The sequence below is a fragment of the Burkholderia sp. Cy-637 genome (genome assembly GCF_011753175.1).
Taxonomy (GTDB): domain Bacteria; phylum Pseudomonadota; class Gammaproteobacteria; order Burkholderiales; family Burkholderiaceae; genus Burkholderia; species Burkholderia gladioli.
On the sequence record NZ_VWWC01000197.1, the window covers coordinates 1 to 12,095 of the forward strand.

Genomic DNA, 12,095 nt, shown 5'->3' on the forward strand with positions numbered 1-12,095 from the left:
CGAGATGCGCCTGCGCGGCCTCGCGCTCGGCCAGGCCGCGCCGCAGCTCGTCGCGCGCGCCGGCCAGGCGCAGGCGCAGCACCACGGCCGCCGCGATCGCCGCCACCGCGACGATCGCGAACACGGCCGCCAGAACTTCTGCTTGCATCATCAAGACCCCGTCACGCCCGATCGATTGCCCGGTCCGCGTCGCGCACCGGCGCTTCGCCGCCCTCGACCACGATGCCGACGCTGTCGACCGCGAAGCGGTCCGGCAGGCTGACGATGGTCTGGAAACGGCGATAGGCGGCGCCCTGGCGATCGTCGGTGAAGCGCAGCGCGATGCTGCCGCCGGCGCGCACCACGAAGCTGCGCACCGCGTCCATGCCCACGCCGCGGCCCGACACGTCGGTGACGGTGCTGGCGGTCGAGAAGCCGGGGCGGAAGATCAGCGCGGCCACCGCCTCGTCGTTGCCGGCCACGGCCGGATCGTCGAGCCAGCCGCGCTCGGCGGCGATGCTGCGGATGCGCTCCAGCGCCAGGCCGCGGCCGTCGTCGCTGACGGTGATCTGCAGCATGCCGGCGTCGACGCCGACCTCGATGTCGATGGTGCCCGCCTCGGCCTTGCCGATCTCGCGACGCGCCTCGACCGGCTCGATGCCGTGGTCCAGCGCATTGCGCAGCAGGTGCATGAAGACGTCCTTCAACACGCCCGCCGCCTCGCTGCGCACGCGGTAGCCGTTGTCGTCGATGCGCACCAGCGGTTCGGCGCGGCCCAGGTCGCGCGCCAGCGCCGGCAGCGAATCGGTCACGCCGGCGATCATCTCGCCCAGCGTCTCGGTGCCCAGCAGGCGCAGCGTGTCGCGTACCGAATCGCGCATGCTCAGCCAATCGTGCGGATCCGAAGGATCGGCCGCCTCGAGCAGGCGCAGGCTCTCGTGGATACGGCGGCGCTCCACCACCAGGTAGCGATCCGGCTCGACCGCGGCACCCGGGCCACCCGGGCCGCGGCGGCCGAGGCTCACGCTGTTGATGGTCGCGTAGTGGTCGAGCGCCTCGCGCACGCGCGCCAGGTCGGTCATCAGCTCGTGCTGGTCCCAGGCGCGCGCGGCCTCGGCGCTGCGCAGCTCGTCATAGACCTGCTCGGCCTCGTGCACGATGTTGGTCAGGTGCTGCAGGCTGTAGGTCCGCGCATTGCCCTTGATGGTGTGCATGTTGCGGAACAGCTCGGCCAGCGCGGAGCTGTCGGCGCGCTCGTGCTGGCGGATGATGCGCTCGTTCTCGTGCAGGAAGCCGGTGGCGCTCTCGACGAAATCGTGGAACTTGTCCTGGCTGACCGCCAGGATCTCGCCGATCATCTCCAGGCGGCGGCGCTGCTCGTTGGCCTGCGCCGACAGCGCGCGCAGCTCGGTGACGTCGCGCACGCAGAGCATCAGGCGCACGATGGTGCCGGTCTCGTCGGTGATCGCCGACCAGGACAGGTCCAGGCGCTTCTCGCTGCCGTTCGGCATGCGCTTGCCGATCTCGTTGACCAGCAGGTGCTGGTTGAACTCGAAGTTGATGCCGTCCTCGCCGAGGCAGGAGTCGATCGCCGCGTCGATCTGCGCGCGGCCGTCCGAGCCGATGTCGGAATCGGCGAACACCAGCTCCATCACCGGGCGGCCGGCGATATCGCCGGTCTCGAAGATGCGCTCGAGGAAGGCCGAGTACTCGCGATGCACCGTGCCGCCGGGCACGATGGTCAGGATGCCCTGCTGCATGTTCTGCAGCATCGCCTGGATGTCGGCGGTGCGCTGCTTGAGCTGGGCGGCGTTGCGCTGGATCGTCTCGATCATGCCGTTGAAGGCGACGATCGAGCGGCCGATCTCGTCCATCCGGCCCACCGGCACGCGGCGCGTGAAGTCCTGGCTCGCGGCGATCTCGCTCATCATCTCCTGCATGCGGCCGAGCGGGCGCACGATCTGGCGATAGAGCATCAGGCCGACGGCGATCAGCACGATGATCACCACCCCGGCCACCGCCGAGATGGTCATGGTGGTGGTGGCGAGCATGCCGTTGAGCGTCGAGATCGCCTCGTCCTTCTGGCGGTTCTTCTCGATGCGCAGCGTCTCGATGATGCCCTCCAGCTCGTCGCGATACTGGGCGACGTTGGCGAACAGGTTGGCCTGGGCCAGCTCGGCCTTGCCGTCGGCCTTCATCTTGGCGGTGTCATGGATCGCGTCGAAGTAATTCTTGAGGCTCTCGCGGGCCTGGTCGACCAGCCCGGCCTGGGCGTGGCTGGCCGCCGAGCGGCCCTGCGCGTCGAGCGCGGTGTTCAGCGACGCTTCCTTCGCGTCGAGTTCGGCGCGCGCCTGCGAGGCCATGGCGGCGTCGGGCGCGTAGATGAGCGTCATCGTCGCGATCTGGACGTCCTTGACGTCGGCGACGAGATCAGAAGATGCGAGCGCGCTGGGCACCACGCCCTGCGTCACCTGACGAACGCTCGCCGCGCTGCGTTGCGCCTGATAAACGGCGTAGCCGCCGATCGCCGCCAGCGCGACGAACATCAGCGCGACAAGCAACGTAATGCGATGTCGGATGGTCATGTGAATCCCCGTAGCAGCCATGTGTTTTGTGTCGGCCCGCCCGTCCGTTCGAACTATCGGACGAATCGGCGGGCGGGCGCATTATGGCGACCGCGATATGACCGAACGATGACCCTCCGAAATTCGGTATCGAAATGGACAATTTCCACGTGATATCCCGGAGGAAGCCTAAAGATCGTCGAAACGATGCCGTTAACTCCCGGCCGGATCGCGTTTTCGGGCCGCTTTCCGGGATCGTCCGCAGCCTGCTCGGGCCCAGCTCCCGCGGGTCCATTTCTCCTCTCGTTTCCCCCTTCCTCTCCCCCGTTCGCCCGCGCTTCCCGCATCGATTTTTCGTGTCGGCCGTCCTGCCCTCGCCCTGAACCCCGAAAATTTCACGATGCGGAACGTTGCCGCGTGTCGTAAAAAATCGTGGTGCGGGGCACAAATCGGCGTTTTCGCAATGCCGCACAGCGTTGCGCATCGCGAAATATATTTTTCAAGACATTGTTTTTATTGATTTATTTTTGTTTGGAACGAGGCCTCTACGGGCTCGATCCGGATTCGGCGCGCACGTAGACTGGTTTCCATGGATCGACGGTTTCGCAGGCAGGCAGACAGCGCCACCCACGATGACCGTCACACACCGGATTCTTTTTGACTAGCAGGCGGAGGATGAAATGAAAGGATTTCGCTACGGATCGGACCAGGGATCGTTCTATATCCTGCCGGGCAACGACGGCTGGGAAGCCACTTTCGGCAACGACTCGCTCGGTGAATTCCAGAGCCCCGAGCACGCGGTCGACTACCTGGCGCGCGGCGTGAACTGCCCGACGCTCGAGGAAGTCGATACGTCCACGCTCGATATCCCGGGCCAGCTCGACGACTGGGAAATCGTCCACGTGTAAACGGCAGCGGGAGGCCCGCGCATCGCTGCGCGGGCCTCCCGCTTCGCCCGGTCGACAGCCGGCATCCCGGCTATCGACACAAGCCGCGGCGCGCAAGGTGAACCCCACCTCGCGCGCCGTGTTTCGTCCGGCGCCGGTTATCGCAAAGGCACGCGATCGATCGGCGCCGGGCACTCGCCCGGCTTACTTGCCCAGTGCGTCGACCACGCCGTTGAGCGTCGCGCTCGGGCGCATCGCCTTGCTGGTCAGCTCGACGTTCGGGCGGTAGTAGCCGCCGATGTCGACCGGCTTGCCCTGCGCCGCGCCGAGTTCCTCGACGATGCGCGCCTCGTTCTCCGTCAGCGTCTTGGCGACGCCGGCGAATTGCGCGGCCAGTTCCGCGTCATCGGTCTGCGCGGCCAGCGCCTGGGCCCAGAACAGGCACAGGTAGAAGTGGCTGCCGCGGTTGTCGATGCCGCCCACCTTGCGTGCCGGGGAACGGTTCTCGTCGAGGAACTTGCCGGTGGCCTGGTCGAGCGTCTTGGCCAGCACCAGCGCCTTCGGGTTGTGGTACTGGTTGCCCAGGTGCTCCAGCGAGGCGGCCAGCGCGAGGAACTCGCCCAGCGAATCCCAGCGCAGGAAGCCTTCCTCGTTGAACTGCTGGACGTGCTTGGGCGCCGAGCCGCCCGCGCCCGTCTCGAACATGCCGCCACCGGCCATCAGCGGCACGATCGACAGCATCTTGGCGCTGGTGCCCAGCTCCATGATCGGGAACAGGTCGGTCAGGTAGTCGCGCAGCACGTTGCCGGTCACCGAGATGGTGTCCTTGCCGGCGCGGATGCGATCCAGCGAGAAACGGGTCGCCTCGACCGGCGGCAGCACGCGGATATCGAGACCGCTGGTGTCGTGATCCTTCAGGTACTGCTCGACCTTCTTGATGATCTGCGCGTCGTGGGCGCGGTTCGCGTCGAGCCAGAACACGGCCGGCGTGTTCGAGGCGCGCGCGCGATTCACGGCCAGCTTGACCCAGTCCTGCACCGGCGCGTCCTTGGTCTGGCACATGCGCCAGATGTCGCCCGTCTGCACCGTGTGCTCGAGCAGCACGTTGCCGGCTTCGTCGGTGACGCGCACCACGCCGTCGGCGGGGATCTGGAAGGTCTTGTCGTGCGAACCGTATTCCTCGGCCGCCTGCGCCATCAGGCCGACGTTGGGCACGCTGCCCATCGTCACCGGGTCGAACGCGCCGTGCTGCTTGCAGTCGTCGATCACGGCCTGGTACACGCCCGCGTAGCAGCGGTCCGGAATCACGGCCTTGGCGTCGTGCAGCTTGCCGTCGGCGCCCCACATGCCGCCCGAGTCGCGGATCATGGCGGGCATCGAGGCGTCGACGATCACGTCGCTCGGCACGTGCAGGTTGGTGATGCCCTTGTCCGAGTTGACCATCGCCAGGTGCGGGCGCTTCTCGTACTGGGCCTTGATGTCGGCTTCAATCGCCGCGCGCGTCTCGGCCGGCAGGTCCTTCAGGCGCGCGTAGAGATCGCCGATGCCGTTGTTCGGGTTGAAGCCGATCTTGGCGAGCGCGTCGGCGTGCTTGGCCAGCACGTCTTCATAGAACACCGAAACCACCTGGCCGAACAGGATCGGATCGGACACCTTCATCATGGTGGCCTTCAGGTGCACCGAGAACAGCACGTCCTTGGCCTTCGCGTCGGCGACCTGCGCTTCCAGGAAGCTGCGCAGCGCGGCGCGGCTCATCAGCGAGGCGTCGATGATCTCGCCGGCCTTCACGGCGGTCTTTTCCTTCAGCACCTTCTTGGTGCCGTCGGCCGTGGTCAGCTCGATCTTGACGTTGCCGGCCGTGCCGATCAGCGCCGACTTCTCGCTGCCGTAGAAATCGCCCTCGCTCATGCTCGAGACGTGCGACTTCGAATCGGCGGTCCAGGCGCCCATCTTGTGCGGGTGCTTGCGGGCGTAGCTCTTGACCGACAGCGGCGCGCGGCGGTCCGAGTTGCCCTCGCGCAGCACCGGGTTCACGGCGCTGCCCTTGATCTTGTCGTAGCGTGCCTTGACGTCCTTCTCGGCGTCGTTGCCCGCTTCGTCGGGGTAGTTCGGCAGCTTGTAGCCCTGCGCCTGCAGCTCGGCGATGGCGGCCTTGAGCTGGGGCACCGAGGCGCTGATGTTCGGCAGCTTGATGATGTTCGCTTCCGGGCGCAGCGTGAGCTGGCCGAGTTCGGCCAGGTCGTCGCTGATCTTCTGCTCGGGCGTCAGCGCCTCGGGGAAGGCGGCGATGATGCGGCCGGCCAGCGAGATGTCACGCGTTTCGACGTCGACGCCCGACGAATGCGTGAAGGCCTTGACGATCGGCAGCAGCGAATAGGTCGCGAGTGCCGGAGCTTCGTCGGTGAGGGTGTAGATGATCTTGGACGTGGACATGTTTGATGCTTGGAACCGAGAAATTGACAGAAGATCGCTGACAGCGAACCAACCGGGCCGCGATCTAACCAACCGCGAATGCAGGGCCGACGAACCGCTTTCTTGCCCCGGCGACATCGGCCGCGCGCCGGGGTGGCCGGATCGCTCCGGCGATACCGCTGGGCTTGCTTACAGGTTTTCGATCAGCACGTTGCCGAAGCCCGAGCACGAAACCTGCGTCGCGCCCTCCATCAGCCGCGCGAAATCGTAGGTGACGCGCTTCTGCTGGATCGACTTTTCCATCGCGGCGATGATCAGGTCGGCCGCCTCGGTCCAGCCGAGGTGGCGCAGCATCATCTCGGCAGACAGGATTTCCGAGCCCGGGTTCACGTAATCCTTGCCCGCGTACTTCGGCGCCGTGCCGTGGGTGGCCTCGAACATCGCCACCGAATCCGACAGGTTGGCGCCCGGCGCGATGCCGATCCCGCCGACCTGCGCGGCCAGTGCATCGGAAATATAGTCGCCATTCAGGTTCAGCGTGGCGATCACGTCGTATTCGGCCGGGCGCAGCAGGATCTGCTGCAGGAAGGCGTCGGCGATCGAATCCTTGATGGTGATCTCGGCGCCCGTCCTGGGGTTCTTCACGCGCACCCAGGGGCCGCCGTCGATCAGCTCGCCGCCGAATTCCTTCAGGGCCAGGGCGTAACCGTAGTCGCGGAACGCGCCTTCGGTGTACTTCATGATGTTGCCCTTGTGCACCAGGGTGACCGACTTGCGGTCGTGGTCGATCGCGTACTGGATCGCCTTGCGCACCAGGCGCTCGGTGCCCTCGCGCGAGACCGGCTTGATGCCGAGCCCGGAGCTGTCGGGGAAGCGGATCTTGGCGCCCATCTCCTCGCGCAGGAAGCGGATCACCTTCTTGGCCTGCTCCGAATCGGCCGGCCATTCGATGCCGGCGTAGATGTCTTCCGAGTTCTCGCGGAAGATCACCATGTCGGTCTTCTCCGGGGCACGCACCGGCGAGGGCACGCCCTTGAAGTAGCGCACCGGGCGCAGGCAGACGTAGAGATCGAGTTCCTGGCGCAGCGTGACGTTCAGCGAACGAATGCCGCCGCCGACCGGCGTGGTGAGCGGGCCCTTGATCGAGACCAGGTAGTCGCGCACCACCTCGACCGTCTCCTCGGGCAGCCAGACGTCGGGACCATAGACGCGCGTGGCCTTCTCGCCCGCGTAGATCTCCATCCAGTGGATCTTGCGCTGGCCGCCGTAGGCCTTCTCCACCGCGGCGTTGACCACCTTCAGCATCACCGGCGTGACGTCGACGCCGCAGCCGTCGCCCTCGATGTAAGGGATGATCGGCTGATCCGACACGTTGAGCGTCAAATCCGGATTGACGGTGATCTTGTCACCCCCGTCCGGAACCACGATGTGCTGATACGGCATGGTCGACTCCAGTGAATGGCTGGGCTGATTGGAAAGCGTGTAGTTGCCTGGCTGATGCACAGAAAACCTTGGCCGCTATTCTAGCGCCCCGACCGGGCAAGGCGGCGCGAGCAACGCGCGCGGCTGCCGACGACCATCAAGTCTTATATAAGACAAAAGACTTGGCGTTCCGTATTATGCATTAAGATTCCGCCATTTGCCACACGACGCGGCCCGCCCCGCGCCCGCTCCCTCGATGCCCCTGATCGCCCTCAACAAGCCGTTCGGCACCATCTGCCAGTTCTCGGCGCACGAAACCCGCCCCTCGCTGGGCGACTGGGTGCGCACGCCCGGCGTCTATCCGGCCGGGCGGCTCGACGCCGACAGCGAAGGCCTGCTGCTGCTCACCGACGACGGCGCGCTACAGGCGCGCATCGCCGAACCGCGTCACAAGCTGGTCAAGCGCTACTGGGCGCAGGTGGAAGGCGCGCCCGACGATGCCGCGCTCAAGGCACTGGCGCGCGGCGTCGATCTCGGCGATTACGTGACGCGCCCCTGCCGCGCCGACTACGTCGAACCGCCGGGGACGCTGTGGCCGCGCAATCCGCCGGTGCGTTTTCGCGCCGCGATCCCCACCACCTGGATCGAGCTGTCGATCACCGAAGGCAAGAACCGCCAAGTGCGCCGCATGACAGCCGCGGTCGGCTACCCGACCTTGCGCCTGGTGCGCGTGGGCATCGGCACGCTCGACCTGTTCGCGCTGGGCCTTGCACCGGGTGACACGCTCGCGCTGCCGCCGCGCGCGCCCTGGGACGGTTTTGCGCCCCACGCATGAAAGTTTCATGACGTGCGTCAACCGATCCTCTCGACCACCCGTTATCAGACGCAGATGCCGACCGAAGCTATCCGGCATTGGCGCCAAGCCGCGGTAAGCCTGGTCCTTCCAGACCGAAGCCGCCCGCAGCCGTGTCCGCAGCGCCAGGAAAAATTTCCTGTCGCGTCTGTCAACCGAAAGGTGGATGGCCTCGTTAGACGAATTGACTCCTATGCCGGGTCATTTGGTTAATTAACTAAAGCTGAGGAAACACAAGATGAACAAACTGATCGCCGCTCTGGTCGCTGGCCTGTTCGCAACGGCTGCATTCGCACAAGCTTCGGCTCCGGCCGCTGCTCCGGAAGCCGCTTCGGCACCGGCCAAGAAGGCAACGCACAAGAAGCACGCAACGAAGAAGCACGCTTCGAAGAAGAAGGCAGCTGCAAGCGACGCAGCAGCACCGGCAGCTGCTTCGAACTAAGTAAGCAGGCTGTAAACAGCATCGGGGCCGGCAACCCGGCTCCCGTGCCGTTGAAAGGCAGATCACCGCGAGGCGATCTGCCTTTTTGTTTTGGCCGCGCCCCAGGCGCGCCCGGCCGCGAAGCTTTCAGCGGGCTTCGAGGCGCGCATCCCTGCTGCACCGGCGCGCGCGCATCGCGTACCATGCAGCCCTCGATTACCCGTTCAGGAGTTCCGTCGTGCGATTCTCCCCGCGCTCTTCGCTGTCCCGCCTCGTGCGCCTTGCCGTGGTTCCCGTCGCGCTCGCGTTCGCCGCCGGCGGCATCGCGCCCGCCCTCGCGCAATCGAACGGCATTCCGCCGGGTGCGAAGCAGCCGAGCGAGTTCCCGCGCGTGAAGCTGCGCGCCGGCATGTACGTGATCGACGCGGCCGTGGCCGCCAACGAGGCCGATCGCGAACAGGGGCTGATGTATCGCAGCCAGCTCGCGCCGAACGAGGGAATGCTGTTCGTCTTCAACGAGAACGCGGTCCATTGTTTCTGGATGAAGAACACGCTGATCCCGCTGTCGATCGCCTTCATCCGCGCCGACGGCACCGTCACCGACATCGACGAGATGCAGGCCGAGACCACCGACAACCATTGCCCGCGCAACAACGGCGTGTATGCGCTGGAAATGAGCAAGGGCTGGTTCACGGCCAAGGGCATCAAGCCGGGCATGAAGCTCGAGGGCCTGCCGCAGCCGCAACAGCAGTGAGCGCGGCGGGCGCGACGTTCTTGTAGCCCCTCGTCGTCCCTGTAGTCCTTGTATACAGTTGCAGCCTGCCGCCGCCAGCGCGCGCGGCGGGTCTGAAATCTCGCGCGGCGCACGCGGGGCCGGGGCTCATGCCCGGGCCGAAACCTCGTCCGGCGCCGTCGCGTCCTCGCCGAATCCCTCCGAATTTCCCCTGAATTTCCCCCGGGCATCGCCCGCCGCGGCACGCCCGATGCGGCTTTCCGGCTGTCTGCCTGCCTCGCCCGCCCGGTTTCGCGCCCCCGCTTGAATCCCGGCCCGCGATCCCCACCTGCAAAAGCCACGAGCACAGGCTATGCTTGAAATCTCGAAAAAGTAGTCCCGGACCGGTCAATCTCGGCCGATCCGTTAGTCCAGGAACCACCAGGAGGTTCACGTGCCCCGCAAAACCCCCATCGAGCGCTATCGGAATATCGGGATCAGCGCTCACATCGACGCCGGCAAGACCACGACGACCGAGCGCATCCTGTTCTACACCGGCGTGAGCCACAAGATCGGCGAAGTGCATGACGGTGCGGCCACGATGGACTGGATGGAGCAGGAGCAGGAGCGCGGCATCACGATCACGTCGGCCGCGACCACCGCGTTCTGGAAAGGCATGGCCGGCAACTATCCCGAGCACCGCATCAACATCATCGACACCCCCGGGCACGTCGACTTCACGATCGAGGTCGAGCGCTCGATGCGCGTGCTGGACGGCGCCTGCATGGTCTACGACTCGGTGGGCGGCGTGCAGCCGCAATCGGAAACCGTCTGGCGCCAGGCCAACAAATACAAGGTGCCGCGCATCGCCTTCGTCAACAAGATGGACCGCGTCGGCGCGGATTTCTTCCGCGTGCAGAAGCAGATCGGCGATCGCCTGAAGGGCGTGGCGGTGCCGATCCAGATTCCGATCGGCGCCGAGGATCACTTCCAGGGCGTGGTCGACCTGGTCAAGATGAAGGCGATCCTGTGGGACGACGAGAGCCAGGGCGTGAAGTTCGAATACGGGGAAATTCCGGAAAACCTGCGCGAGCTGGCCCATGAATGGCGCGAGAAGATGGTCGAGGCGGCCGCCGAATCGAGCGAGGAACTGCTGGAGAAATACCTGACCGACCACGACTCGCTGACCGAGGACGAGATCAAGGCGGCGCTGCGCCAGCGCACCGTCGCCAACGAGATCGTGCCGATGCTCTGCGGCAGCGCCTTCAAGAACAAGGGCGTGCAGGCCATGCTCGACGCCGTGATCGACTACCTGCCCTCGCCGGTCGACGTGCCCGCCATCCTCGGCCATGACTATGCCGACCCGGAAAAGCCGGCGGAGCGCCATCCGAGCGACGACGAGCCGTTCTCGGCGCTGGCCTTCAAGATCATGACCGATCCCTTCGTCGGCCAGCTGATCTTCTTCCGCGTCTACTCGGGCGTGATCGAGTCGGGCGACACCCTGCTCAACGCCACCAAGGACAAGAAGGAGCGCCTGGGCCGGATCCTGCAGATGCACGCCAACGAGCGCAAGGAAATCAAGGAAGTGCGCGCGGGCGACATCGCCGCCGCGGTCGGCCTGAAGGACGCGACCACCGGCGACACGCTGTGCGCGGTGAACGCGCCGATCATCCTGGAGCGCATGGAATTCCCGGAGCCGGTGATCTCGCAGGCGGTCGAGCCGAAGACCAAGGCCGACCAGGAGAAGATGGGCCTGGCGCTGAACCGCCTGGCGCAGGAGGATCCCTCGTTCCGCGTGCAGACCGACGAGGAATCGGGCCAGACGATCATCTCCGGGATGGGCGAGCTGCACCTGGAAATCCTGGTGGACCGGATGCGCCGCGAGTTCGGCGTCGAGGCCACGGTCGGCAAGCCGCAGGTGGCCTATCGCGAGACGGTGCGCACCGAGGCGAAGGACGTCGAGGGCAAGTTCGTCAAGCAGTCGGGCGGCCGCGGCCAGTACGGGCATGCCGTGATCACGCTGGAGCCGAACCCGGGCAAGGGTTACGAGTTCCTCGACGAGATCAAGGGCGGGGTGATTCCGCGCGAGTACATCCCGGCCGTCGACAAGGGCATCACCGACACGCTGAAGGCCGGCGTGCTGGCGGGCTACCCGGTGGTCGACGTGAAGGTGCACCTGACCTTCGGCTCGTACCACGATGTCGACTCGAACGAAAACGCCTTCCGCATGGCCGGCTCGATGGCCTTCAAGGAAGCGATGCGCCGCGCCAAGCCGGTGCTGCTCGAGCCGATGATGGCGGTGGAAGTGGAGACGCCCGAGGACTTCATGGGCAACGTGATGGGCGACCTGTCGAGCCGTCGCGGCATCGTGCAGGGCATGGACGACATCGCCGGCGGCGGCGGCAAGATCGTGCGCGCCGAGGTGCCGCTCTCGGAGATGTTCGGCTACTCGACCTCGCTGCGCTCGGCCACCCAGGGCCGCGCCACCTACACGATGGAGTTCAAGCAATACGCGGAAACGCCGAACAACGTCTCGGAAGCCGTGATCAAGTCGAAGGCGGGTTGAGGTTGGCCCGCTGAGGTTGGCCCGCTGATCGACATGGGGCGCCGCTCACGGGCGGCGCCCCGAATTCCGAAGCCCGTCCCTGGTGGACGGGCTTTTTATTGCGCGCGCCGCGGCGGCAAGGCGGTCGATGCAGCAACCGGCTCGGGAAGCGGATGGCGGCGGGCTCGCCGGGGCGCGCCGCGCTTCAGCATCGTGCTTCAACGCCGCGCGGGCGGCTCGCGCGAAGCGGCCGCGGCCTGCCCGGCCGCCGGCTCCGAAGCGATCGCCTGCACCACGTCG

Annotated in this window: 8 protein-coding genes; 5 read left to right on the top strand and 3 right to left on the bottom strand. The window is 66.3% G+C overall.

From position 1 onward, the window contains the following. Positions 1-161 precede the first annotated feature (161 nt). Positions 162-2,564, bottom strand: coding sequence for an ATP-binding protein (locus F3J10_RS31040; protein WP_167243704.1), 2,403 nt, complete (start codon positions 2,562-2,564; stop codon positions 162-164). Between the two features lie 659 nt (positions 2,565-3,223). On the opposite strand from F3J10_RS31040, the gene F3J10_RS31045 reads away from it, so the two are divergent. Further along, complete coding sequence (locus F3J10_RS31045; RefSeq protein WP_013699152.1) at positions 3,224-3,451, top strand: hypothetical protein; 228 nt, start codon at positions 3,224-3,226, stop codon at positions 3,449-3,451. Between the two features lie 183 nt (positions 3,452-3,634). Here the strand turns inward: F3J10_RS31045 and F3J10_RS31050 are convergent, their stop codons facing one another. Then, positions 3,635-5,863: an NADP-dependent isocitrate dehydrogenase gene (locus F3J10_RS31050; protein WP_025098182.1), complete on the bottom strand. Its 2,229-nt coding sequence runs from the start codon at positions 5,861-5,863 to the stop codon at positions 3,635-3,637. 168 nt (positions 5,864-6,031) lie between these two features. Continuing rightward, on the bottom strand, positions 6,032-7,285 hold the full coding sequence (gene icd, locus F3J10_RS31055; protein ID WP_025098183.1) for an NADP-dependent isocitrate dehydrogenase: 1,254 nt from the start codon (positions 7,283-7,285) through the stop codon (positions 6,032-6,034). Positions 7,286-7,520: 235 nt separating this feature from the next. Here icd and F3J10_RS31060 point away from each other — a divergent pair, with 235 nt between their 5' ends. From F3J10_RS31060 to fusA, 4 genes are all read left to right on the top strand, one after another. Next, positions 7,521-8,099, top strand: a complete 579-nt coding sequence (locus F3J10_RS31060; protein WP_167243705.1) for a pseudouridine synthase — start codon at positions 7,521-7,523, stop codon at positions 8,097-8,099. 256 nt (positions 8,100-8,355) lie between these two features. After that, positions 8,356-8,559, top strand: coding sequence for a hypothetical protein (locus tag F3J10_RS31065; RefSeq protein ID WP_013699156.1), 204 nt, complete (start codon positions 8,356-8,358; stop codon positions 8,557-8,559). 217 nt (positions 8,560-8,776) lie between these two features. Further along, the gene (locus F3J10_RS31070) at positions 8,777-9,292 is read left to right on the top strand and encodes a DUF192 domain-containing protein (RefSeq protein WP_025098185.1); all 516 of its coding nucleotides are present in this window, start codon (positions 8,777-8,779) and stop codon (positions 9,290-9,292) included. A gap of 412 nt (positions 9,293-9,704) precedes the next feature. Continuing rightward, on the top strand, positions 9,705-11,816 hold the full coding sequence (gene fusA, locus F3J10_RS31075) for an elongation factor G (RefSeq protein WP_025098186.1): 2,112 nt from the start codon (positions 9,705-9,707) through the stop codon (positions 11,814-11,816). The last annotated feature ends 279 nt before the right edge of the window (positions 11,817-12,095 follow it).